Genomic DNA, 24,170 nt, shown 5'->3' with positions numbered 1-24,170 from the left:
CCTCACTCCGGCCGCCCATTCTCCGCAGGCTTTTTTCCTTCGATCAGCGCCTTGGCTTGGCGCACGAAGCGGCGACCGAGGAGTTCGTAGCCGGGTTTGGTGTAGTGGAGGTCGTTGGTCATCGCGCCTTTGATCTCCTTGTCGTTGAGATCATCGCAATCGACCCAGGCACCGTGTGGATCGGCCTTCGCGACCTCGACCTGACTATCGCGGACGACTTTCCAGGCGGGTGGGTTGATGCGGTCGTGGTCGCTGATGCGCCCGATGACGACGTTGAGGTTCGGTTGCTTCAAATCGCGGCGCAGGTTGGCGATGAGTTGCTTCAAGGCATCGGCGTAGGGCGCTTGCAGGCCAGTTTTCGAGTCATTCTCACCCTGCATCCAGCAGAAGGTGACGGACTTGGCGTTCGGGTGCGCTTTCAGCATTGTGGCGAACTGCTCCAGGATGCGCGGATAGAAGATGGTGCCCTTGCTCTTGTCCTTCTCGCGTGCCTTCGTCACATCGACACCGTGCTTCGTGGCGATGTCGTTCCATTCATCCACCCAGTAACGAATGGGCATGCCGCCGACAGCCACCTTGATGTAGGCGACGTCCGCATCGGGAAAAGCGATCTTTGCCTCCGGCTCAAAACCGAGTTTTGGGTCCATGCCCGCCATATTTGACTGCCCGGTGAGGATAAAGAGATGCGCAGGCTTGTCCGCTGCGGAAGCGGAGAGCAAAGGGCTAAGAGCGAAGAGGAGGATGGCCAGGTGCTTCATGAGCATGAGTGTGTTAATCGACATAGATGAACTCGTTCGCATTCAGGAGCATGCGGCAGAGGGAGAAGAGGTCGATGGACTTCGCTGCGGCGAGTTCGGCGGGTGTTGCGCCGCGCTGAAAGCAAAGCTGGAAGGCTCGTTCGGGTGTGTTGGCTCGTTCAGCGAGGTAGCGGGCTTGCTGGAGCATGAACTCGTTGTTGGAGAGAGTCAGCGCTTGCAGGGCGGTCGTCGTCTGCGCTCTCGCTGGGGTGAAGTTCGCGGGATCTGGGCAGTCGAGCGTGGTCATGAACTGATGCGGCGTGGTGCGCACGACGAAGCGGTAGATGCTGCGACGCCAAAGCTCGGGTTTGTCGGGCGTGATGTAGTCGTAGATGGGGGCGTAGGCTTCGGTGTAGTTGAAGTCGCGGTAGCCGGGGCCATCACGAGCGAGGTTCAGCTTGCCGGAGACGGCGAGCACGGTGTCACGTAGTGTTTCGGCATCGAGACGACGCGGGTTTTGCTTCCACAGCAGCCTGTTTGATCCGTCGGATTGGACTGATCCGACCGATCTTTGCCGGTAAGTGCGGCTCATCAGGATGAGCTTATGGATGTGCTTCAAGCTCCAGGCGTGAGTGATGAGCTCGCGGGCGAGGAAGTCGAGCAGCTCGGGGTGGCTCGGTGGATTGCCGCCGATGCCGAAGTCGCTCGGCGTGTTTACGAGCCCCTGACCGAAGTGATGATGCCAGAGGCGATTGACGATGACGCGGGCGGTGAGTGGATTGTCGGGATGCGTGATCCAGTTCGCTAAAGCGAGTCGGCGCTGGGCTTCGGGTGTATTTTGATCGCCAAAGGCGGCTGAAGCATGCTTCACCCATGAAAAAGCGCCGGGAGTGACCTCCTGAGCCTCGTCCTCGGGATTGCCACGACGCTGCACATGGATGACAGCCGGTTTTTCATCTGAAACGATGGCATAGACCTTGTCGGGCTCAGAGAGGGCTTTGAGATCGGTTTCGAGCTTTGCGGCGGTGGAGCGGAGTTTTTTCAAATGAGCCGCATCAGCCTCGGTGAGGCGTGTTTCGACGATTTCGCTCACGAGCTTGGGATCGCCGATGAAAAGGAGATCATTGCCGATGCCGTCACCACCATCCGTGGCGATCAGGGTGAGTGTTTTGGCCTTTGCGGGGAGTTCAAGATCGAGCGCGGCGGTTTCGTCTTTGCGGAGTTTGAGTTTTTGGAACTTCAGCTCGGTATCGACAAAGACCGTGAAGTCGGCTTTTGAGGCTGCCGCATCCTTGGAGGCTCCGAAACCGACGATGCCGGTGAATCGCATGGCTTTCAGGCCGCTTTGCTCCCGCAGTTTCGCGAGGTCGAAGGTGATGCCGCTGTTCGCGTGCATGGCGAGCATGCTGTGCCCTTTTGCCGCGTAATCAGTGCTGCCGATCTGGGTGGTGCGTTGGGCACTGAGAGGACGATTGGCGATGGTGTCCCAAAAATGGCCGCTAGTGGCGGGAATGCCGGTGACTTCTTGTTTGTAGGCGATGGGGACTTTCGGGCCGTTGGGGACAAAGACCCAAAGGACCGATGGGACGGCTGGGGACTTTTGAAGGCGATTGGTCTGGATGTCGCGGTGGTAGCCGAGCTTTTGCTGGGTGATCGAGCCGTTACGCAAATCGATGCCAGAGGCTTCGGGGATGAGTTTGGCGAGGTGGAGGCCCTCACCAGCGAGCTTGGCGATCTGCGTGCGTGTTTCGGCCAGTTCTTTGCTGAGACGAGCTTTTTCGGTGGCGATGCGTTGCGACTCGGCGGGATCGATTTCGCGGTCGCCGCGCTTCACACCGGCAAAAACGGCCCACAGGCGGTAATACTCCTCCTGGGTGATGGGATCGAGCTTGTGATCGTGGCAGCGGGCGCAGTTGATGGTGATGCCCATGGTGGCGGTGAGCGTCTGTGTGACCATGTCGTCGAGATCGAGGGCACGGGCGGCATGACGCAGCATGTCCGATTTCGTTTCCTGCTGCCCGACGAAGTCCCAAGGGCCAGCGGAGAGGAATCCGAGTGCTGCGATGCTAGGTTTTGGCATCCGATCCCCGGCGATCTGCTCTTTGATGAACTGATCGTAGGGTTTGTCTGCATTGAAGGAGTCGATGACGTAGTCGCGGTAGCGCCAGGCATTGGGCCTGAGCTGGTCACGCTCAAAGCCGTGGGTGTCGGCATAGTGTACGATGTCCAGCCAATGGCGGGCCTGACGCTCGCCGAAGTGTGGGGAGGCTAAAAGCGCATCGACAAGGTCTTCGTAAGACTGATCGGGCTGACCGGATACATCAGGTGGGAGGCCCAGGAGATCAAAGTGAAGGCGGCGCTTCAAGGTGCGGGCGTCGGCTTCAGGAGAGGGCGTGAGGTTGTGTTCGCGGAGTTTCGCTGCGATGAAGGCGTCGATGGAAAGTAGATCGGGCTTTAGCCCGAGAGATTCGGCTAAAGCCGAAGCCACTTTGAGGGGCTGCACGGACCAGTGCTGGAGACGCTTGTCGGTGAGCGCGGCCTTGTCGGTGGCGTTTTCGGGCCACTTGGCGCCGGAGTTGATCCAACTCTTTAACAGAGCGATCTCTTCGGCTTTCAGGCCATCGCCTTTCGGCGGCATCTTTTCGTCTTCGTCCGTGCTGGTGATGCGCTTGAAGAGCGGCGAGGCCTCCGCCTTGCCTGCGAGGATGGCGGGGCCGTCATGGCCGCCTTTGAAGGCATGCACTTTGGCATCGAGACGGAGCTCACCTTTCTGCTTCTCCTCACCGTGGCACTCGATGCAGTGTTTTTGCAAAAGTGGACGGATCTCGCGGTCGAAATCGACGGCGAAAAGGGCCGAAGGGAGCGTGAGAGCAAAGAGGACGATGCGCATGGCGAGAGGCATCAGTATTTCGGGAAGATGTCAGGGCTCGGGAAGCGCTCTTCGAGGTCGCCTTGGAGGTATTCTTCGCGCGGGACCTGGACTTGGGGCCAGTTCGTGGTGCGGACGCGGACGACGCGGCCAGGGCGGATGCCTTCGATGATGAGGTCGGTCTCAAACTTGATCTGGATGCCGCTACTGCCGAGCGGAGCGCTTCCTGGAGCCTTGGTGGCATCGAGGATGGTTCCGCGTGAGGCCATGTGTGCGGGTCCGTAGGCTCCGTGGGTGTGTTTCAAGGTGTTCTCGACGGCATTCATCATGGCAGGAGTGTCCTTTTTGAAATCGGCGTAGAGAGAGTCGTCCATGCCGCCAAACAAGGTCGCGGTGATGGTGGCACGGCCGAACTTGCCATACTCGACGCCATCGATCCAGGCGGCCATCCAGCGGCTGCGAATGAAGGCTTTGTGCGTTTCGGTCTGGTTCTTCGCGGCGCGTTGCATGGACGTGTCGTCGAGCCAGATATCGGAAATGTGAAAGCGGGTGAAGATGCCATCGGCAGTGGGTTTCCAGGTGATGCCGAGGAGAACGGACTGGCCGCCGAGCGATTTTTTTCCCTCAGCGGGCCATGCGCCTTCGGCGATGAGTTCCTCGATGCTGAGCTGTTCGCGACCTCGCCAGAGGCGTGTGGCGGCGTCGAAGGTCATCTTTTCCTCGGTCGCTTTGGCATCGCCGCCTTGTTTTGGCTCGCGCGTGGCGATGAGGATGCCTTCGTGGTTTTTGATTTCCAGTTCCCTCAGTTTCCAGACGAGTCCCTCGCGCTGGCAGTGGCTGGGCTCGTCTTCGAGCAGCATCACATGGTTCTCAGCGGGTGCGATGCCGGTGCCGCGATTGTGGTTCGCGTCCTTGCTCTTGTTATCCACTGGCAGGACCGGGACTGCGGAGGTTTTTGGGTCCGGTGGGAGAAAAGCGCGGACGTGCAGCACGGTGCCGAGCGGGATGTCCCGCAAATCCGCCGGTGCGCCGTGATAACGCACGGTGGCATAAGGCAGCAGGGCGAAGGGATGCGGGTCATTGCGGAAAAACATGCCCGATCCCTGCACGCGGATGCTGCCGCGACGGTTCGCATGATCCACGAAAACGAGTTCGCCACGATACGAATGCGCTTTTTCCAAAGGCGGGAACTTGCCAGCTTCCGGGCGGAAGGGTTCGGCTGCGCCGGTTCCTGGTTCTTTGTTCTTGGTGCTTGGTTCCGCGCTCGTGGCGTTTGCGAGGATGACGAATGAGCACGCGAGGGCGAAAGATTTAGGAACGATGAACAAGGAACGAAGAACAAAGAACGATTTCATGAGATGATCAGTAATTCGGAAAGATGGCAGGGGTGGGGAAGCGCTCGTCGATGCTGGAGGCTCCGTTGCCCAGATACTCCTCGCGCGGCAGGTGGACATCCGGCCAGCTTGCAGGGCGGACTTTGACGATGCGCGTGGGGCGCATGCCTTCGGTGATGAGATCCGTTTCAAATCGGATCTGGATGCCGCTGCTGCCCACAGGGGCTTCGCCGGGCAACTTCGTGACGTCGAGGAGTTTGCCGCGTGCGGCCATCTGGGTAGGGCCGGCGGTGCCACCTTCGGTGTGCTTCAAGGTGTTTTCGGCGCCGTTCATCAATGCCGCGATGCCCGCTTTGAAATCAGCGTAGAGCGCGGGGGCCATGCCGCCAAACAAGGTCGCCGTCACGGTGGCGCGGCCGAACTTGCCATACTCGACCGCATCGACCCACGCGGGCATCCAGCGGCTGCGGATGAAGGTTTTGTGCAGCTCGGTCTGACGCTGCGTGGCGTTTTGCATCGCTTCGTCGTCGAGCCAGATGTCGGAAACATGAAAGCGAGCGAACACGCCGCCGGGCGTGGGCCTCCAGGTGATGCTGAGCTGCACCGGCAGACCGCCGAGAGCCTTTTTGCCTTCGGTGGGCCATGCACCCTCGGCGATGAGGTGCTCGATGCGCAGGCATTCGCGACCGCGCCAGACACGTGTGGCGGCATCAAAGGTCAGCGTTTCATCGTCGGGGGTCTTTTGGGCGTTTTGTTTGCCTTCCCGACTCGCGAGGATCGTTCCGGCACGATCTTTGATTTCCAGTTCCTTGAGCTTCCAGACGAATCCTTCGCGCTGGCAGTGGCTGGGCTCGTCTTCGAGCAGCAAGACGTGATTCTCAGCAGGCGCGACGCCCAGCGCTCCGGCCTTTGTCTTCTCCCGGTTATTCACGGGCAAGACGGGCACGGCGGATGTTTTCGGATCCGGTGGGAGAAACGCACGGACATGCAGGATCGTGCCCAGTGGAATGTCGCGTAAATCGGCGGGTGCACCGTGATAACGCACGATGGCATACGGCAGCAGGGCAAACGGATGCGGCGCGGTGAAGCGAAAGATGCCCCGGGATGTCACGCGGATGCTGCCACGACGATTCGCGTAATCCACAAAGACGAGCTCGCCGCGATAAGAGTGTGCTTTTTCCAAAGGCGGGAACTTTCCGGCCTCGGGGCGAAATACTTCTGTTCTTGGTGCTTCGTTGGCAGCGTGAGCGGTGACGACGAGCGAGCCGACCAAAACCAAGAACCAAGAACGAGGAACCCAGAACATCACAGAGTGATTACCTTGTTGCTATCGCCGAACTGATCCGTCTCCACGCCCATGCGTTGGGCCATGAGGAGGAGGAGGTTGCTCATGTGGGCGTCGGAGTTCACCGGGCGGCTGCAGAGTTGGTAGTGGGCGGAGGTGAGGGCGCCGTCGGGGCCGAGGGCGTAACCTGCGAAGTCTTTCGCGGCCTTGTTGAAATCGAGATGGCTGCCGTGCTTCAAGCCGAGGTCCGTGCCGCCGGCGAACACGAGCGGGAGGTTGGCGTTGCCGTGGCTGTGGCCATACGACATGCCGCTGCCGAAAAGGGCCATGGTGGAGCCGATGAGCGGCTTGCCGTTGAGGTCCTTCGTTTCCGTGAGGCGGGTGAGGAAGTGGCCGAACTGCTCGATGGCGAAGGTGTCGTAGTTCGTGAGCTTTTCCATGTAACCCGGATCGCCGCCGTGGTGGCTGAGCTGATGGCGCGATTCGGTGATGCCAATTTCAGGAATGGCGAAGGCATCGCCCTCGCCACCGAGGCTGAAGGTGGCCACGCGGGTCACATCCGTCTGGAAGGCGAGCACCATGAGGTCATAGACGGTGCGGAAGTAATCGCCGGCCATCGTTTGCGCGATGTCACGGTTGGTGCGCTTGCGATCGGCATCGGAAATGGTCGGAAGCGGCGTGTCGAGCCAGGCATCGGCGCGTGTTGTGCGGATCTCAGCCTCGCGGACGGAGGTGAGATACTGCTCCATGCGGCCCTTGTCTTCCTTGCCCATCTTTTGCTCGAGTTGGCGCACTTCGGCGAGGTTGGCGTCGAGCACGCTGCCCTTGCGGCGCAAGGCACGGCGTTGAGCCTCTTTTCCGCCCTTGGGTTCTTCGAAGAGCGAGGCAAAAATCTCGCTGCAACGACGCAGCGCAGGCAATTGCACGCCATCCGCCGTCCAGGCGAGCGAGTTCTGCGTGAGCGCGATCTCCATCGAGGCGACTCGCGTCTGCTGGGCCGTGATTTCGGCCATCTTCTGGTCCACGGAGATCGTGTTACGATCCGAGGGGCCCAGCTTGCCGCCGGTGAGGAAGATGTTGATGCAATTGTGGTGATGACTGAGGCTGCCCGGGTGATGCAGACCGCTGATCGGCGTGATGACCTCGCGATGCTTCTCCAGCGGCTTCAACGAGCGCGAAAACTTGTAATCCCGGCCCGCGGTCGTGATCTGGTAGTTCAGCGAGTGCACCCCATTCGCGAGGTAGATGAAGGCACTGCGCTTCGGACTCGTGGCGATGGCTTTTTCGGCCGCCCGCAGCGGCACCATGCACTCCAGCATGGGCAGTGAGATGAAACTGCCGAGCGCCTTGAGCGCGTGGCGGCGATTGAGGAGCCAGGATTGGGTTTGGATGTTCATGGAAAGCGATGGTTATTGATTTTGATTTCCAGCAGATTCAGGGAGGCCAGCAGATTTCTTTTTTGGTTCAGGGAACCCTTCAAAGCTAATCTGTTTGCCTCCCCGAATCTGTTGAATGTTTCTTTTTGGGGTGTTGGACGAAGGAGAAGTCGGCGGTGGTTTTTCCGAAATGGAAGACAATGCCCCATTCGAGATTGAGCCAACGAAGATGGGTTTGGAGAGTGGAACGCTCAGTGGCTGTGATCCCATCGGTGAGTGCGGTAACGAATACCGCGCAAGTTTCATCGATAACGAGGCAGGGCATCGTGATGTGCGGGTGAGCCAAGACGGTAACGGTCGGGTCGAGGTGGATTTTGATTCCCGCAGATTGAATCGCGGCGCTGACAAGGCCCTTCCAAGTCGTCTGTCGATAGCCTAGACCAGTTTCGTTCAGGCATGTGCCTACGGCTTGGAGAATGGTTTCGGCCAGATTTGGTTTGGAGACGAATTCTGGAGGCTTAGCATCTGGGAACCTCGCCGAGCGAGAGCGATAGAGCAGACGTTCCCAGACTAGACTTTGCTTGCCAAAATCCACCAGCAGACTCGTGCGAAGTCGCCAAAACTTGCAGTAGCAGAATACCTGAACCAGATGCTCGGGGGCATATGAGCCACGCAGACACTTTAGCTCGGGGATGAAGTGATTTTCGACGACAAAATCAGGTTCAAAGGAGTCTGCAACAATCCCGCGATAAACCAAGTCCCGCCTAGGCTTAGAAAGATGTGAAATGCCAGCCGCTGTGAGAGCCGCGACAAGCTCCTGGTGATAAATTTCCTCGTCGAGCCCAGGCCCAACCGATGAATGGACCTTCATCGCATGACCGATAAAGGCATGCGTGATCGGGTCATCAGCAGATTGGGATTTGGATTTCACGGTTGGATTAAGACGGTTTTTTCGGAAGTGATTTCCAGTAAATTCAGGGATGCTCACAGATTTCTTTGTTTGGCTCTGAGAGCCCTTCAGAAATAATCTGTTGGCCTCCCTGAATCTGCTGGAAAATCTCATTCATCATCGCTTCCTCATCAGTTCCGACATCGCCACAGCGCGGACGATGTCTTTAATTTTGTAATTGCTCTTTTTTGCCTCAGCTTGGATGGCGTTGAGGTCGTCTCGGTCATCAAAGGAAAGCGCACGGCGGAGGCCGTAGGTGCAGAGGTGTTCGATGAAGGCGCGGGCAAGTTCGTCGCGGTCTTCGAGCAGCCGCTGCTTGAACTCGGTTGAATCCTTGAAGGGACGTCCATCGGGCATTTCACCGGCGGCATTGATGACGGGGTCATTGCCGACACCGGCTGCGATCTTCTCATGCGTGCGCCATTGGCCGATGGCGTCGTAGTTGTCCCAGGCGAGGCCGAGGGGATCGAGCTTTGCGTGGCAGGCGGCGCAGTTGGCGTCGTTGCGGTGAGCTTCGATTTTTTGGCGGAGTGTCGCTTTGGGGCTCTGCGGCGTTGGGGGCTCGATGGCAGGGACGTTGGCAGGAGGCGGTGGAGGTGTTTTGCCGAGAACGACCTCGCTGAGCCACACGCCGCGATGCACGGGACGATGACGCGTGCCATCGGAGGTGAGGCCGAGCACCGCGCCCATCGTCAGCAGGCCGCCGCGACGGTCCTCGGGCTTCAACGACACACGCTCAAAAGCGCCGGTCTTGGATTCCGGCAGTCCGTAGAATTCGCAGAGCCGCGCATTGGCCACGGTCCAATCGGAATGGATGAAACCATCAATGGGCAGGTTTTTGGCGAACATCTCGCGGAAGAACTCCACCGGCTCGGCACGCATGCTGTCCTCCAGCCACGCGTCGTAGGTCGGATAGAGCTTCTTATCCGGTGGGAACATCCCCACACGGTGCAGTTGCAGCCACTGACGCGAGAAATCGTCGATAAAGCGGCTCGCTTTGCCATCCGCGAGCATGCGGTCCACTTCCTTCTTCAATCCATCGCCCTTGAGCGAGCCGGCTTTGGCCGCTGTGAAGAGCGCATCGTCGGGCATCGAGCTCCACAGGAAATACGAAAGCCGCGAGGCGAGTTCCGGGTCGGTGAGACGCTCGCGGGCCACTGGATCGCCCTCGACGAGGTAAATGAAGTGCCGCGAGGTCAGCACACCCTGCAAGGCCACTCGATAGGCATCCACCAGCTTTTCGCCCGCGTCGCGTTCCTCGCGATAGGACTTCAAATACTGCTCGATCTCCTCGCTTTTCACCGGACGACGCCACGCACGCTCCGCAAAGCGCTGCAAATGCGTCGCGACCACCTCGGGCGTCGCGTCATCGGGCGGCACCACATCCTTGCGACGCGCTTTTTCCGCCTCGGATACCAGCGGCCCTTCCCACTCGACCCAATCGAGGATCACCGTGGAAAAAAGACCGTTCCCCTTGTCATCGAACATCTGCGGCGCGTTCGGATTCAGCAGAGAGGTCTCGCTGCTGTGCGTAAACATGTAACCAGAGCCGCTCAGCGCACCGCGGAAGGCCGCACCCTGCCGGCGGTCCACCACTTCCGTCGCCACGACGCAGAAGTCGAGTGTGGCAGGCATTTCGAGAAACACCTCGAACTCATAAACCTGCGGTTTGTCCTCCGGTGCCGTGATGTCGAACTCGATGAGACCGTCCACCGTTTCCTCGCCCGTCCTTTTGCCGATGCTCAAGTGTGCAGTCTGACCGTCGATGGGACGAATGCCGCTGGCCTGGATGCGGAGCTTGTAGAGACCGCTGTGCTCCGGCCCCGTTTTCCCGAACCAGTTCGGCGAGAGTGCGTTTTGGACAGTGCCGGGGAAAAGCAGCCAGCGCAGCGACCTCTTGATGCCAAAGCGATCCAGCACGGCCTGCTGCTCCTTGCCTCCGCGGTAATGAATCTCCGCCGCTGTTTTGCGCAGTTTACGTGCCTCGCTCGTCGCTGTCGGAAACGCCCGGTCCAGCACCAGTTCCGCCGCGCGATAATAGCGATCCACATGCGAAGGCGAGAGCGACAGCTCCGACCCGATGCGCTCAAAGCCATGCCAGCGTGTGTCCTCATTCAGCTCGCCTGGCTTCGCCGGATCGTAGCGCACACCGAGCAGGTCATAGACGGTGTTTTGATACTCCTGCCGGCTCAGCCGGTAATGCGCCACCGGCGGCCGCGCTGCCATCCGGGCCGCCTTGCCCTCTTTGATGCGTGCATCGAGACTCGTCACAAAAGCAGCGATCTCCGCCTGCGACGGCTTCTTTTCCTTCTTCGGCGGCATTTCCCCCGAGTTCACCTGCTCGATCACTTCCGCCCAATGATGCGTGTCCGCGCCGAGCTTGAAATCTCGCGAAAGCTGATCGATGCGGAGATCTCCCTTCTCTTTCTCTGGTCCGTGACAGCGGATGCAGTGTGTCTCCAGAAAAGCCTCATAAGGCTCTGCGGCCTGGGATGGAGCGGCGGGATCAAGGCCAACGGCAAGAAGGATGTAGGCTGGGAAAACGGAGCGAAAAGATAACATGGGTTTTGTCAGTGCTGAAAACGCGAGGAGGAGCCTGGATAGTTCATCCGAGGATCATTGTTCTTTAGTTAAGCAAGGGCGCTTTGGATGACATGACCGTGGACGTCGGTGAGGCGTCGTTCGAGGCCGTTGTGGTAGTAGCTGAGCCGCTCGTGATCAAGCCCGAGGAGGTGCAGGATGGTGGCGTGGAATTCATAGACGCTAGTGACATCGACGGCGGCCTTCCAGCCGAACTCATCAGTCCCGCCGTGGTGTTGTGCGCCGGTTTTGACGCCAGCACCCGCGAGGATGCAGGTGAAGCCACTGGGATTGTGATCACGGCCTGAGGCTCCCTTTTGAAAGGTAGGCATGCGGCCAAATTCGGTGCAAAAAACGAAAAGCGTGTCCGCGAGCAGGCCGCGCTGTTTCAGATCCATGAAGAGCGCGGCGGTGGGTTGGTCGAGGATCTCGGCGTGGCCGGGATACTGCGTGGCGATGGTTTTGTGGCCGTCCCAGTTGCCCACGCCTTCGCCCATCGCGTATGCGCCGTTGAAGATCTGCACGAAGCGCACGCCCTGCTCGCACAGGCGACGCGCCAGGATGCAGTTGCGAGCGTAACCGGCCTTCACGGCATTCGTGGGATCGTCAGCGCCATACATCTTCAAGACGTGGGCTGGCTCGCTGCTGAGATCGGTGAGTGAGGGAACGGTCATCTGCATCTTCGCAGCGAGCTCGTAGCTGGCGATGCGTGCAGCGAGCTCGCTGTCGCCGGGGAATTTTTCGAGATGTCGCTCATTGAGGCGCTTCAAGAAATCTGCGGTAGCTTTGTCGGTGCTGGCGGAGATGCCACTGGGGCGTGCGAGGAAGCGGATGGGGTTTTCGGCATTGAAGGCGGTGCCTTGATACGCGGCGGGGAGGAAGGCGGCGCCCCAGTTGTTGCCTGCCGCCTGCGGATTGCCACGCGGATCGGGAATGGCGATGTAGGACGGCAGGTTTTCGTTTTCGGTGCCAAGCGCGTAGTTCACCCAGGCCCCAGCGGAGGGAAAGCCTTCCAAAGTCTGGCCGGTGGACATGAAGGTCTCGCCGGGACCGTGCGTGTTCGTCTTCGACGTCATGCCGTGGCAGAAAAAGAAGTCATCCGCGCACTCGCCGAGCTTGGGCAGCAAGTCGGAGGTCATTTTGCCGGACTGGCCGCGTGGTTTGAAATCGCGCAGCGGCTTGATGAGGTTTCCCTGCTCGCCCTGGAAGGTGACGACGTTGCCACCGGGCATCGGCTGGTCGTGGTATTTAAAGAGAGCGGGTTTGTAGTCGAAGGTATCGACATGGCTCAATGCACCGCTGCAAAAGACCATGACGACGCGTTTGGCTTTGGGCGCAAAGTGGGGCTTTCGAGCGGCGAAGGGTCGCGCAGCGTCGATGATAGGTCGGATAGGACCTGATGCGGCCAATAGCTGATCTCGCGAGAGCAAATCGAGCAACGCGATGCTGCTGAGACCGTGAACGGTCTGCTGGAGGAAGGTGCGGCGGTTGAGGAGGGAATTCATGATCTATTCCAGGAAGAGAAACTCGTTCGAGTTCAGAAGAGCGCGGCAGAAGGCTTGGAGGCCTTCTTCTTTGACGAAGGACTCGGCGGCGGTGAGTTCGTCTTTTGTGGGTTGGCGTTGATAGACGAGTTGGTAGGCGGTGGTGACGTTTTGGGCTTTGGCGGCGAGTTTGGTGGCTTGGTCGAGGACGAACTGGCTGTTGTAGAGATTGAGCGCTTGGAGCGGCGTGGTGCTGCGGGGGCGGCTGGGGCAGACTTGGCCGCCATCGGGGGCGTCGAAGGCGGCGAAGATGGCGTCGGGCTCCATGCGGAGTTTGAGGGCGTAGATCATGCGGCGGTAGTCCTCGCGCTCGAAGTCGCCCGTTTCGGCGATCCAGTTGCGGGCGTAGTTGGCATTGGGCTCGTAGAGCATGAAGCCAGGGCCGCCGGGCGTGAGATCGAGGCTGCCGGTGACGGCGAGGATGCTGTCACGGATGATTTCGGAGTCGAGACGACGAGGGGAGAAGCGCCAGAGGAGGGTGTTGGTCGCATCATTCCTGATTCCTGATTCCTGATTCCTGAGTTGTTCAGCAGCGGCGCGTGGAAGTGAATCAGGATTCAGGATTCTAGAATCAGGAATGGAAGTATTGAGCGTGCTCGCTTGCTGAAACGTCTTCGATGTCAGAATGAGTCTCTGAATGTGCTTTACGCTCCAGCCGCTCTTGATGAACTCATTGGCGAGCCAGTCGAGGAGTTCGGGATGCGTGGGTTTGAAGCCCATGTGGCCAAAATCGCTGGGCGTGGCGACGAGGCCGGTGCCGAAGATGTAATGCCAGATGCGGTTCACCATGACGCGGGCGGGCAGTGGATTGCGTGGATCGGAGAGCCATTTGGCGAAGGCGAGGCGGCGCTGCTGCTCCGGGGCGTCGGGCGCGAGATGGAAGCTGCCAAGAGTGGGATGGAAAAGCGAGAGCGCATCCGGTGCGACGACTTCCCGCGGGTTCATGTGATCGCCGCGATGCAGACGATGCGTGGGCTCTGGCTGCTTGAAGGTGCCTGCGTAGGCCATGGGCGGCTCGGTGAAGCTTTGCAGCTCTTTTTGCAGTGCATCGACTTTTGTGATGAGGTCGGCGGGGGCGTGCGACGCGGATGGGATGGCTTTGACCTTTTTGTTAAAGCGGGCACTGAGGCGATCCGCGTGGCTGGCGACGGTTTTCCAGGTCTTGGCATCGTCAGAGACCTCGATGCGATACGCGGTGGCGAGGCGATCTTCATAAACCTTGCCGCTGGTGCTGCGATCGCGACTCCAGACGACGCGGTTGATTTCATGCGCACGGTCAAAATCGAACTTTACCCAGCCTTTTGTTTCTTTGGCGATCCAACTGCGACTGTTGCCGTAATGGCCGTCGTTGATGTGTGCGAGCTTATGAATCGGCGAGGGGCCGTAATCGCCGCTGGAGGTCGTTTTGGCCTTCAACGCGAGGTTTTCGCCGTTGGGGCCGAAAATCTCGAGTTCGTCGATGCAGGCGTTGTTGCTATAGCTGTCCTCAATGACGAAGCGGAGGTGTTTCGCGGTCGTGGGAGTGAAAAGATCCGTGTTGGCGGTGTGAGTGACGGGTGGGCGGATATGGAGCTTTTCGGAAGGCGCGGGCAGTTCTTCGAGGAGGAGGATGTCTGCGGCCATCGGAGCACTTGTCGGGCCCATGCGGAGCAGGATGCGGCTATCGGCGGCCAGTTCGTGCTCGCCGAGGCTTTTGAAGCTGCTCCAGCGTTTTTTGCTGGCGATGGCCGGTGTGCCATCGGCGAACTGGCGTTGGTTGATGGTGCCGATTTCGGTTTGTTTGCCGTTGGTTTCGAGAATGAAGCGGGCGTCCGGTGCATGCGTGGTCCAAACGCCCCAGCTCACCCAGATGCGATGTTTGCCGCTGCGTTTCGGTGTCCACGCCACGCAGTCAGTGCCGGGCTCCTCGACGAAGTAGCGGTAGCTCTCGCCGATGTTGGGGAAGCGGTGTGCATCGCCGGGGTCGTTCAGCTCGCCCTGGGCGGTGCCGGTGTCGTATTCGGTGGGTTTGACGCCTTTCGGTGTCTTCAAAAACGCCGCTTCTTCCTCACTGAGTGTCAGGCGGCGGCCTAGCAGGGCTTTTGGCTGATATTCAGCAAGTTTGGTGAGGAGCGGTGCGAGCTTGGCGCGGATTGCAGCGGCCTTTTTCTCCTGAGCGGCGTATTCCGGTGACTTGATCGGGCGCTCGCCATGCTGCACGCCGGAAAAGACAGCCTGCATGGAGTAGAAGTCGGTTTGCAGGACGGGATCAAATTTGTGGTTGTGGCACTTCGCGCAGATCATCGTCGTGGCGAGGAAGGTCGTGCCAGTGGTGTTGACCATGTCGGAGAGCTCGTCGGCACGCTGCATGAGCTGCAAATTTTTGTCCTGGCCCTTCACACGATCATACGGACCACCGACGATGAAGCCGGTGGCGACATCTGCGTCACAGGTGTCGCCAGCGATCTGCTCGAACATGAAGCGGTCGTAGGGTTTGTCAGAGTTGAAGGCGTCGATGACGTAGTTGCGGTAGCGCCAGGCATTCGGGCGCTCGTGGTTGGTCTCAAAGCCGTTCGAGTCAGCGAAACGCACGACATCCAGCCAGTGGCGGGCCCATTTCTCGCCGTAGTGGCGGGAGGATAAAAGAGAGTCGATGAGCGAAACGGGAGAATTCCTGATTTTAGATTCCTGATTCCTGATTTGCTCAGAGTTTGGAGGCAGCCCGGTGACGATGAGGTGAAGACGGCGGACCAGGGTGTGCGGATCAGCCAGAGGTGAGAGTGCCAGGCCCTTTTCGGCGAGCCTTTTGGTTATGAAGTAGTCGATGGGGTTCACCGAATCAGGAATCATGAATCCAGAATCAGGAATTGGCTGATACGCCCACTGTGTGAGGCGTGGGTCTTGAGCGGCGGCTTTGTCCGCAGCGTTTTCGGGCCAGATGGCGCCGGAGTCGATCCAGGCTTTGATTTTGGCGATTTGATCAGCCGTGAGGGGCTCGCCTTTCGGTGGCATGCGTTCATCGCCGGTGGCGGTGATGTGTTTGAAGAGTGGAGATGCGCTGGTTTTGCCTGCGATGATGGCAGGGCCGCTCTCGCCGCCTTTGAAGGCGTGGATTCGCGCATCGAGGCGCAGGTCTGCTTTTTGCTTTTCGGGGCCGTGGCACTCGACGCAGCGCTCTTGGAGGAGGGGGCGGATTTCGCGATCGAAGTCCTGGGAGAATAGGACGGATGGGGCGGATAGGGCGAATAAGAGAAGTCTCATAAACCGAGATCGGTGCGGGCGTGTTCGAGGTGGGTGCGCATGGCCTTGGCGGCAGTAGCGGGGCGGCGGGCGAGGATGGCGCGGAGGATTTTGGCGTGGTCAGAGACCGCTAGTTCCTTGGTGACGCGGCTGTAGCCGCGTTTGAGGCTCGTTTGTAGCAGCTCGGAGAGGCTTTGAATGAGCAGTGCGGCGATGCGGTTGCCACTGGCCTCTGCGAGGAGGCAGTGAAAGGTCATGTCGGCTTGGACCTGTTCTTCAAAAGTGGCGGCTGCTTCAAAGCGGAGATGGCAGTCGGTGAGGGCCTTTAAATCGGCTGTGGTAGCACGCTCGGCGGCGTGTAGGGCGTTTTCTGGTTCTAGTGCAAGGCGCACCTCGATGAGTTGAGCGATGCGTTGGGCTTCATTTGGCACGAGGAGGCTGAGTGCGCCGTTGAGCGGCTTGTGGAGCTTGTCCACGACGGTCATGCCGCTGCCTTGGCGGATTTCGAGCAGGCCCTGGAGTTCGAGTCGTTTTGCGGCCTCGCGGATGACGCTACGGCTGACGCCAAATTTGGCCGACATGTCCCGCTCCGTCGGCAGGCGACGATTGGTGCGGGCGAGGCCGATGATGCGGCGTGAGACGGTTTCGACGAGAGAGACGGACATGGGAAATTGGTCAGACCAATTTCTCATACGGGCGAGGAGGCCGCTTTTAACGCGTTTTTCAGCTATTGAGCCGCCAGAGCGTGAAATTCAGCACGGTGGCAAAGCTGACCCAGGCGAGGTAGGGCAGGAGGAGGAGGCCTGCGGGGCGTGATACCGCGCCGAATGCCCGCTGGGTGATGAAAATGGCGATCCACAGGCTGATGATGACGAGGAGGGCAGCACCGATTTGATGGGCACCAAAGAATAGGGGTGTCCAGGCGGCATTGAGGGCGAGCTGGACGATGTAGAGCATCATTTCACGGCCCCAGCCGACTCGCCGCCACACTGTCCATGCGGCGATGGCCATCATGAGATAGAGGGCGGTCCAGACCGGGCCGAAGAGCCAAGAGGGCGGATTCCAAGTGGGTTTCGCGAGTGATTGATACCATTCACCTGGCGGTGTGAAAGCACCCGCTGCGGGTGCGAGGAAGGTGAGGAGGATGAATCCGCAGAGGACAGCGAAGCTTGCGGCGGCAGAAGGAGTTTTCATGACTTGGCACCGCAGGATGTGGTAAAGGATGGTATCAGCAACATTGAAACACAAGCCAAGCGCCGCTAAAGTCTCCCAATTTCGCCTGTTCGCGTTTCACCCAGAAATAAACCATTCCGCAGTCTCCCCACATGATGTCGAGTTCTTCATCACTGTCGAATTGGAGGAGCAGGCTCCATTCGGCGGCCCCAGCCATAAGTTTTTGCGCCTTCTCGCACTTATATCCCTCCTCATTGCCCACATACACTCCGTTGGAGGCGAGCTGGCACTCCTTGTCCATTTCAGGCGATTGCACTGCGTCCGGCCAACCTCCCAGTTGATGATGCGGGTGGCTCATGTAAATGGCTGAGGATTGATCAATCCAGGCATCAGACTGTTTGCTGTGCAAATTTAGCCGGGCCACCTCCTCTGTGAAAATGCTAGGGTAAGTATGAGCCTTTACAAAGTTCACATGATGCTTTTTTAAGCATGTCTGGTCACTTATATCCTCCGGTTTTGCCGCAAATGAATTTTGTCTGGCGGCCGAAGCTGGAATGTAAAGCACTCGAAAACTGTCTCTATCTTTTGGATCAAGCCCCTGGCATCTCCTCTACATCATAAAAAAACAGCAGCCTGCCGGATGGAGGTAGCCAATCCGTAACGACTCCAGTCTCGGACAAATCCAAACAGGCCAAGAAGGTTAAAGGACGCCCTCCGCAGCGAGGCCACACAAAGCTATCGTGCTCAGGAGGGCAGCCGCCGAGCCATGATGATGTGGTTTCCGAGGTCTTACGGATCAGCATGGCGGGTTTGGAGAGAGAATCCATGCATCGCTTGAGATCCGCCATCACCACAGGCGGCTCCTCGTCTGGATCAAGTAAGCCATTCTTCCTTCGCCACCAGTTCTGCAAAAGAGTACCTGTGATGATAAGAAACAACGCGAGAAAGGTTAGAACGAGAAAGTCCATGGGGATACCTTCTCACTTCTTCTTTTCCCAATCGCGTGCTTGGATGACGGCTTCGAGGTCAGCTTTGGCGGAGGTATCGGCGGGGAGGAGCTTGAAGTGGGTCATGTAGCGGAGGGCTTTGGCGACGTTCATGATTTCGCCTTTTTGCTTTTCCTGCTTGGTGGCGTCTGCGGTTTTTGCTTCGGCTGCGAAGGCTGTGAGTGTGGCGAGAGAGGCTTTCTCGGCGTCAGCGTTGGCTTCGTAGCAGAGGGATTCGAGGAGGCGGAGGGCTTTGGCGTTGCCTTGCAGCTTTGCGGCGTCTTCGCGGATGGTTTTGGCGATTTCGGCACGCTTTTTGGCGGTGGCTTCCTCGCTCATCTTGGAGTATCTCGCCGCCTTCGATGGCCCGCTTTGGCAGTGGGCGATACCAGATGTTGCGGAAGCGCACGGGATTGCCGTGGTCCTGGATTTTGAGCGGTCCTTTTTCAGGGAAGGCGCGTGGCTTGCTGCGGCCTTTGTGGCCGCCGCCGCCTTCGAGCGGGGTGTGGTCCTGGGTGAGGACGCCATTGACGAAGACGGTGATGTAGCCGGGGTCGATCTGCTGGCCGTCTTTGAAGATGGGGCGGCGGAAGACGATGTCGTAGCTCTGCCACTGGCCGGGAGCACGCAGGGGATTGGCGGCGGGCGGATTGATGCCGTAGATGCTGCTGGCGAAGCCGTCGGGGTAGGTGGGGTTGTTGTGATTATCGAGCACCTGCACCTCGACCTGACCCATGAGGAAGACGCCGCTGTTGCCGCGGCCTTGGCTGTTGCCTTCGACTTTGGAGGGGGCTGACCACTCGATGTGGAGCTGGCAGTCGGCGAATTCTTCGACGCTGCGGATGTAGCCGCTGCCGGGCACGCATTGGAGCACGCCGTCCACGACTTCCCACTTGGTGGGCTCGCCAGTGGGCTTGTCCGATTTCCATTTGCTGATTTCCTCTGGCTTGCCGGAGAAGAGGATGACGGCGTCGGAGGGTGGGGCGCTGTTTTCACCGGGCTCGACACGCGGGGGCTGTGGGCGATTCATGTCATGGATGGCCCAGGGGTGGGTGGCATCCGGGGGATCACCGTAGAAGCCGCCTTCGGCGAGGGCAGGGTGGGTGAGGGCGAGGAGACAAAAGAGGTGCGGCAGTGATTTCATGGAGCGGGAGTGCATAAACGGCGGTGGAGGGGTTCCAAGTTTCAAGTTTCGGGTTGTGCTTCTGCGGGGGGGGATAGGATGGGCGGCGCATGAAAGCGGCTCTTTTTCACGGTTTTTCAGTTCTAGCTGCCACGCTATGGCTCACGGGGTGTGCACTGCCGCCGCCGCCGAAGGCGGAGGTGGTCTATGATGAATCCATGCCGGAGGTGCAGCGTGCGCTGCCTGCGGATGGCGCGGAGCCCTTATATAATGGTGCGGCGTCGATGAATGTGCCGGCGCACTCGACGACGCTCAATGATGTGGCTCGCATGCTGGCGGGGATGGATGCGGAGGGGCTCGATCAGCTAGCAGGTATCCGCCGCTCACCGATCTGGCAGCAGCACCGGCAGCGGATGGACATGATGTGGCAGACGCATGTGCAGCTGCACCGCGATCCGATCCAGCGCTGGGCTGCCAGAGAGATCGGAGATTTGCGGGATGCAGGGACGGTATTCTATCCCTTCAGCGGGCCGGATTTTCTTTTTGCGAACGCGTTTTTCCCGCATGCAGAGAGCTATGTGCTGTGTGGACTAGAGGGAGCAGAGCCGATGCCTGAGCTGGCGGCCCTGACTGCGGCGGATGTGCAGGAGGGCCTAGCGCAGCTACGCAGCACGCTGCAAACGAGCATGCAGTTCAGTTATTTTATCACGAAGGACATGCGTAGCGATCTACAGGCGACGCGGTTCAAAGGCGTGCTGCCAGTGATGATGGTCTTTTTGGCAAGGGCGGGTCTGCGAATCGAATCGGTGGATACCGTGCAGCTAGATGCGGGGGGAAATGCGGTGATGGCAGGCTCATCTGGCCACACGGGTCTGCTGATCCGCTGCCGCACGGGCTGGGGTGGCACGAAGCACCTTTTTTACTTCAGGCAGGATTTGTCGGATGGTGGGCTGGGGGCTCCGTTCTTGAGCTTTGTGTCACGCTTTGGCCGAGTGCCGGTGTTTACAAAGAGTGCGTCGTATCTGATGCATGAGGGGTCATTTTCACGCATCCGTGATTTTTTACTCCAGAGCTGTGGTGCCATCGTGCAGGACCCGACGGGGGTGCCTTATGCATCCCTACTCAAAGCAGGACGGCAGATCCGGCTCTATGGGAACTACCAGGGCACGCTGGATATTTTCCCGAACAGCCAGCAGCCAGACCTGATCGAGGCGTATCGCAGTGGTCAGCCAGGGGCACAGGCGCTGGATTTTGGCATCGGGTATCTATTTGAGCCCTCTCGCACGAGCCTGATGGTGGCCAGGCAGCAGTGAGAAGCACAGAAAGCCGTAGGAACCAGCTTTGAAGTTGCGTTCATGGACGCATCGCCGCTATCTTTGCGGCCCCCAATCCAACTATGAAGCCCACACTCTTCCCCAATCGCCGCGCCTTCCTCCGTGGCACCGCAGCCGCCACTGGCGGTATTTTCTTCCCACACCTCCTGCTCGGTCAGGAAGGTGGCGTCAAAAAACTCAACGTCGCAGGCATCGGCGGCGCGGGCGGCAAAGGCGCGAGTGACATCGCCATCGCGGCTGAAGGCGCAAACGTCGTCGCGATCTGCGACATCGACAGCAACCGCCTCGCGGATGCGCAGAAGAAGTATCCAGGGGCGAAGATGTTCCAGAGCTTCCGTGAGATGTTCGATACCATGGGCGACCAGATCGATATGGTGACTGTCTCCACCCCTGACCATGCCCATTATCCGGCAGCGATGGAGGCCATCAAACGCGGCAAGCATGTCTGCGTGCAAAAGCCCCTCGTGAACCGCATCTGGGAGGCCAATCAGCTCCATGAAGCCGCCAAAAAGAAAGGCGTGAAGACCAACATGGGCAACCAGGGCCATTCCGGCGAGTCTATTCGCCAATTCAAAGAGTGGATGAATGCAGGCATCGTCGGCAACGTGAAAGAAATTCACGTTTGGACCAACCGTCCCATCTGGCCGCAGGGAAATGCCGCGCTAGACATCTACACAGGCAAAACAGCTCCCAAACCGCGCCGCAAGGAAGAAGCCAACGCTGCCGCCGAAGCAATCGGTCAGGCCCCGGCGCACGTAAGCTGGACCAACTGGCTCGCTCAGTCCCCAGATATGCCCTACGTCCCAGGACTGCATCCTTTAGCGTGGCGCGGACACCGTGAATTCGGTGCTGGAGCCATGGGCGACATGGGCTGTCACATCATGGACGGTCCCTTCTGGGCCTGCGAGCTCGGCGAGCCGTATAAGCTCGAAGCCGAAGTCGGCGAGCTCACAGAGCATAGCTGGCCCGCCTGGTCCCACGTCATCTGCTCCTTCAAGCATGCCAAATATGGCGAGATCAAGCTGCACTGGTATGAAGGCAAAAATGGCGACGTGCCCATGAAGCCCGCCCGCCCTGCCAAGCTCGAAGAGGGCCGCGATTACAATAAAATGATTGGCGGTTTCATGGTCGTCGGTGACGAAGACACCGTCCTCAGCGCCCACGACTACTGTGGTAACCTCGAAGTCGTCGGTAACCGCGAAAAACTGGTCAAATTCGCCAAGGAGACCCCGAAAACCCTCGACCGCGCTCTCGCTCCCGATAAGCCGCAGCTCGAACTCGTCCGCGCCATCGAGCAAAACAAGATCGCTGGCAGCAACTTCGATTACAGCGTGCCCCTCACCAAGCTCTGCCTCTTTGGCAATCTCGCCATCGCCAATCCGGGCAAAGTCATTAACTGGGACAGCGCTACGCAGCAAACCGACAACGCCGACGCCAACAAGCTCATCCAGCGTGCTGCCGTCCGTCAGGGCTGGGAATACAGCGCTGCGAGCATCTAAACCACGCTCACACTCACGAAACTGAGTTCACCGGCGGCATGAGCAAATCATGCCGCCGGATTTTTTTACCGGCTACGCACCACCATCGTGTCAGCGATCATATCGTGGAGGCAGCGGCGATCTGTGCGGAAGATGCAGAACGCATCCACAAGCCAGATACCGAGCCCGACGCCTGGGATCGTCTGCGTCAGGACTAGCATGACAAAGGAACGCAGCATGACGACGCTGATGAATCCGGCACGACCACCCGTTTGATGCTTCACCACACGCGTCCCCGTGATCAGCTTTCCCACCGTCTGGCCACGCCAAGTGAGTAAAATCACGTTCAGGAGCCCGACGCCTAACAATAGATTCATCGGCATCACGAAGTCCTGAGGGCGTGCTTCGATGACTTTTTGCATGTGCTCCTGTGTCGCGACAATGAGCTGATTCTGTGGCAAAAGCTGGTTTTTCTCAAAAAAGGCCTGGAGGCCCAGCGCATTGGAGAAAAGCAACATCGCAGGCAGTATTGTGAGCATATCCACCCACCAGCCGAGGAAACGCTGCCAGAGCGATGCGGGCTGGAGAGAGCCCTCCGCCCCATCATCGAGAGCACTCCAGCGGAAATCACCCTCGACTGGCGGTGGCGTAGCACTGCTCCTTTCCGGCTGCACAGGCTGCTCTGGAGGCGGGAACTCCACGGAGAGAGGTGACCACTCCTTTAGCCCTGCATGCCAGCAGATGTCCGTCGGCTTGAACTCGCCAGCACGCAGACCTGCGCTGATGTCGAGATCACTGAATTCTCCGATTTTTTCACCATCACGGGCGACATGATATTTCATACACGCCTACCTCGCGCCGCAGAGGCGGTTCTCAAGAAAGAAAAGCATGTGGAGGGCTCGAAAAGGCAGACTTTTTGACAATGCTTACCGCATCGCCTCAAAGCGCTTTTTCAGAAGATCTTTTTGGGATGCATCACCGAGCTTCGATTGCGTGTCGTCGATCCATTTTTGCTCGAGGGCATTCTTGGTCGGGCGGTTGACCTGGTAATAGACACCGAATTTTCCAGGAGCGAGGTTGTCAGCGAGTTTGAAGGCGGCGACGTCGTCTGTCACGTCGTGCTGCGTTTCGTCGATGGTTTCCCAGGAACCGCCTTTTTTCGGCCAGCTATCGTCGAAAGCGCCGGGGTAGAACATGACGCACTCACTGAGGCACTCGACGACGCTGAAGCCGTCGTGATTGATGGCACGGGTGAAGATTTCCTCCATGTGCTTCACCTGCGCAGCGTGGGTGCGAGCGATGAAGGTGGCACCGCTGGCGAGGAGCTGCTTCATCGGATTGATCGGGCGGTCGATCGCGCCAGTGGGATCAGTCTTCGATTTGCGGCCAATGGGCGTCGTCGGGCTGGTCTGGTTCTTCGTGAGGCCGTACACGAAGTTATCCATGGTGATGTAGGGGAGCTTGATGTTTTTGCGGGCGGCGTGGTTCAGGTGATTACCACCGATGGAGAAACCGTCACCGTCACCGCCAAAGACGAAGACATGCACATCCGGGCGGCTCAGACTGACACCCGTCGCGAGGGGCAGGGCACGGCCATGGATGAAGTGCAGGCTGTGCGTGTTCATGAAATAGGGGAAACGCGAGGAGCAACCAATGCCTGCGACCACCACGATTTTCTCCTGCGGGATGTTCAGCTTCTCCAGCACGCGGTAAAACATGGCGAGCACGGCGAAATCGCCGCAGCCGGGGCACCAAGTCGGATGATCAGCCGTGAGAGCCTTTTTCGTGAGTTTTTCGACAGCCGGAGCAACTGGGGCGTCAGGGGCAGAGGTGAGGGCGGCGGGGGGCTCCAGAGTGGTAGCGGACATGAGTTAGGTATTTGGTTGGTGGTGAAAAAGGCATTACAAACGCAATTTGGACAAACGCTATTTGTCCAAGTTACGGGGAAATGAGCAGGCAGCTTGAAAATCCGTTGGCCTCCAAGGGTAGCAAAAAAACAGCACCGGAAGGTATTTCTAGCCTAAAGACAGCGCTCGCTCCCGGTGCGGCGGAGGCGCGGCGGGCAGAATGGAGCGATCTAGTGGCCGAGGAGGGCATGAATGAGCGAATAAGGCTTTTTAATGGAGATGAATCAGGAGGTCAATCGGCAGGATGAGCGATGTCAAAAACCAGTCCAACTGCCT

General features: G+C 59.0%; 17 protein-coding genes and 1 pseudogene. 2 read left to right on the top strand and 16 right to left on the bottom strand.

The annotated features are described in order from the left end of the window. Window positions 1-2: 2 nt before the first annotated feature. The 14 genes and pseudogenes from IPK32_13705 to IPK32_13640 all read right to left on the bottom strand — a co-directional run bounded on the left by IPK32_13705 (window position 3) and on the right by IPK32_13640 (window position 19,196). Complete coding sequence (locus IPK32_13705; GenBank protein ID MBK8093003.1) at window positions 3-758, bottom strand: acetyl xylan esterase; 756 nt, start codon at window positions 756-758, stop codon at window positions 3-5. 13 nt (window positions 759-771) lie between these two features. After that, on the bottom strand, window positions 772-3,627 hold the full coding sequence (locus tag IPK32_13700; GenBank protein MBK8093002.1) for a DUF1553 domain-containing protein: 2,856 nt from the start codon (window positions 3,625-3,627) through the stop codon (window positions 772-774). An 11-nt stretch (window positions 3,628-3,638) separates the two neighbouring features. After that, window positions 3,639-4,823: pseudogene (locus tag IPK32_13695) on the bottom strand (hypothetical protein). 145 nt (window positions 4,824-4,968) lie between these two features. Beyond that, on the bottom strand, window positions 4,969-6,246 hold the full coding sequence (locus IPK32_13690) for a hypothetical protein (protein MBK8093001.1): 1,278 nt from the start codon (window positions 6,244-6,246) through the stop codon (window positions 4,969-4,971). Beyond that, window positions 6,246-7,622, bottom strand: coding sequence for a DUF1552 domain-containing protein (locus IPK32_13685; protein ID MBK8093000.1), 1,377 nt, complete (start codon window positions 7,620-7,622; stop codon window positions 6,246-6,248). Before IPK32_13685 ends, IPK32_13690 begins: the two co-directional genes overlap by 1 nt. Window positions 7,623-7,707: 85 nt before the next feature. Further along, window positions 7,708-8,532 carry a GxxExxY protein gene (locus IPK32_13680; protein ID MBK8092999.1) on the bottom strand — a complete coding sequence of 275 codons (825 nt, stop codon included), beginning with the start codon at window positions 8,530-8,532 and terminating at the stop codon, window positions 7,708-7,710. 135 nt (window positions 8,533-8,667) lie between these two features. Further along, window positions 8,668-11,112: a DUF1592 domain-containing protein gene (locus IPK32_13675; GenBank protein ID MBK8092998.1), complete on the bottom strand. Its 2,445-nt coding sequence runs from the start codon at window positions 11,110-11,112 to the stop codon at window positions 8,668-8,670. 68 nt (window positions 11,113-11,180) lie between these two features. Continuing rightward, complete coding sequence (locus IPK32_13670; protein MBK8092997.1) at window positions 11,181-12,635, bottom strand: DUF1501 domain-containing protein; 1,455 nt, start codon at window positions 12,633-12,635, stop codon at window positions 11,181-11,183. 3 nt (window positions 12,636-12,638) lie between these two features. Then, window positions 12,639-15,914 (bottom strand): DUF1553 domain-containing protein, encoded by a 3,276-nt coding sequence (locus IPK32_13665; GenBank protein ID MBK8092996.1) that lies wholly within the window; start codon window positions 15,912-15,914, stop codon window positions 12,639-12,641. Continuing rightward, entirely contained in the window at window positions 15,911-16,558 is a 648-nt protein-coding gene (locus IPK32_13660) for a FadR family transcriptional regulator (GenBank protein MBK8092995.1), read from the bottom strand. The genes IPK32_13665 and IPK32_13660 overlap by 4 nt, the downstream gene beginning before the upstream one ends. Window positions 16,559-16,616: 58 nt before the next feature. Next, window positions 16,617-17,087: a tryptophan-rich sensory protein gene (locus IPK32_13655; protein ID MBK8092994.1), complete on the bottom strand. Its 471-nt coding sequence runs from the start codon at window positions 17,085-17,087 to the stop codon at window positions 16,617-16,619. A 34-nt stretch (window positions 17,088-17,121) separates the two neighbouring features. Beyond that, window positions 17,122-17,631: a DUF1963 domain-containing protein gene (locus IPK32_13650; GenBank protein ID MBK8092993.1), complete on the bottom strand. Its 510-nt coding sequence runs from the start codon at window positions 17,629-17,631 to the stop codon at window positions 17,122-17,124. Between the two features lie 25 nt (window positions 17,632-17,656). Continuing rightward, window positions 17,657-18,034: a DUF1963 domain-containing protein gene (locus IPK32_13645; GenBank protein MBK8092992.1), complete on the bottom strand. Its 378-nt coding sequence runs from the start codon at window positions 18,032-18,034 to the stop codon at window positions 17,657-17,659. A gap of 226 nt (window positions 18,035-18,260) precedes the next feature. Next, window positions 18,261-19,196 (bottom strand): DUF1080 domain-containing protein, encoded by a 936-nt coding sequence (locus IPK32_13640; protein MBK8092991.1) that lies wholly within the window; start codon window positions 19,194-19,196, stop codon window positions 18,261-18,263. Window positions 19,197-19,285: 89 nt separating this feature from the next. Between IPK32_13640 and IPK32_13635 the strand changes: the two genes are divergently transcribed. Further along, the gene (locus IPK32_13635; GenBank protein MBK8092990.1) at window positions 19,286-20,488 is read left to right on the top strand and encodes a hypothetical protein; all 1,203 of its coding nucleotides are present in this window, start codon (window positions 19,286-19,288) and stop codon (window positions 20,486-20,488) included. Between the two features lie 83 nt (window positions 20,489-20,571). Next, window positions 20,572-22,008, top strand: coding sequence for a Gfo/Idh/MocA family oxidoreductase (locus tag IPK32_13630; GenBank protein ID MBK8092989.1), 1,437 nt, complete (start codon window positions 20,572-20,574; stop codon window positions 22,006-22,008). Between the two features lie 65 nt (window positions 22,009-22,073). On the opposite strand, the gene IPK32_13625 is transcribed toward IPK32_13630, so the two are convergent. Both IPK32_13625 and IPK32_13620 read right to left on the bottom strand, forming a co-directional pair. Beyond that, the gene (locus tag IPK32_13625; protein MBK8092988.1) at window positions 22,074-22,829 is read right to left on the bottom strand and encodes an RDD family protein; all 756 of its coding nucleotides are present in this window, start codon (window positions 22,827-22,829) and stop codon (window positions 22,074-22,076) included. Window positions 22,830-22,913: 84 nt separating this feature from the next. Then, entirely contained in the window at window positions 22,914-23,855 is a 942-nt protein-coding gene (locus IPK32_13620; GenBank protein MBK8092987.1) for a pyruvate ferredoxin oxidoreductase, read from the bottom strand. Window positions 23,856-24,170 lie beyond the last annotated feature (315 nt).

This window comes from Verrucomicrobiaceae bacterium, from assembly GCA_016713035.1.
GTDB lineage: Bacteria > Verrucomicrobiota > Verrucomicrobiia > Verrucomicrobiales > Verrucomicrobiaceae > Prosthecobacter.
Note: the sequence above shows the minus strand (reverse complement) of the source record. Positions and strands in the feature narration are given on the sequence as shown.

Coding starts and splice junctions, on each gene's coding strand:
- IPK32_13700 (MBK8093002.1), bottom strand. CDS start 3,627: ATGCGCATCGTCCTCTTTGCTCTCACGCTCCCTTCGGCCCTTTTCGCC.
- IPK32_13640 (MBK8092991.1), bottom strand. CDS start 19,196: ATGAAATCACTGCCGCACCTCTTTTGTCTCCTCGCCCTCACCCACCCT.
- IPK32_13625 (MBK8092988.1), bottom strand. CDS start 22,829: ATGAAATATCATGTCGCCCGTGATGGTGAAAAAATCGGAGAATTCAGT.
- IPK32_13665 (MBK8092996.1), bottom strand. CDS start 15,914: ATGAGACTTCTCTTATTCGCCCTATCCGCCCCATCCGTCCTATTCTCC.
- IPK32_13645 (MBK8092992.1), bottom strand. CDS start 18,034: ATGGACTTTCTCGTTCTAACCTTTCTCGCGTTGTTTCTTATCATCACA.
- IPK32_13635 (MBK8092990.1), top strand. CDS start 19,286: ATGAAAGCGGCTCTTTTTCACGGTTTTTCAGTTCTAGCTGCCACGCTA.
- IPK32_13705 (MBK8093003.1), bottom strand. CDS start 758: ATGAAGCACCTGGCCATCCTCCTCTTCGCTCTTAGCCCTTTGCTCTCC.
- IPK32_13675 (MBK8092998.1), bottom strand. CDS start 11,112: ATGTTATCTTTTCGCTCCGTTTTCCCAGCCTACATCCTTCTTGCCGTT.
- IPK32_13690 (MBK8093001.1), bottom strand. CDS start 6,246: ATGTTCTGGGTTCCTCGTTCTTGGTTCTTGGTTTTGGTCGGCTCGCTC.
- IPK32_13655 (MBK8092994.1), bottom strand. CDS start 17,087: ATGAAAACTCCTTCTGCCGCCGCAAGCTTCGCTGTCCTCTGCGGATTC.
- IPK32_13660 (MBK8092995.1), bottom strand. CDS start 16,558: ATGTCCGTCTCTCTCGTCGAAACCGTCTCACGCCGCATCATCGGCCTC.
- IPK32_13630 (MBK8092989.1), top strand. CDS start 20,572: ATGAAGCCCACACTCTTCCCCAATCGCCGCGCCTTCCTCCGTGGCACC.
- IPK32_13620 (MBK8092987.1), bottom strand. CDS start 23,855: ATGTCCGCTACCACTCTGGAGCCCCCCGCCGCCCTCACCTCTGCCCCT.
- IPK32_13685 (MBK8093000.1), bottom strand. CDS start 7,622: ATGAACATCCAAACCCAATCCTGGCTCCTCAATCGCCGCCACGCGCTC.
- IPK32_13670 (MBK8092997.1), bottom strand. CDS start 12,635: ATGAATTCCCTCCTCAACCGCCGCACCTTCCTCCAGCAGACCGTTCAC.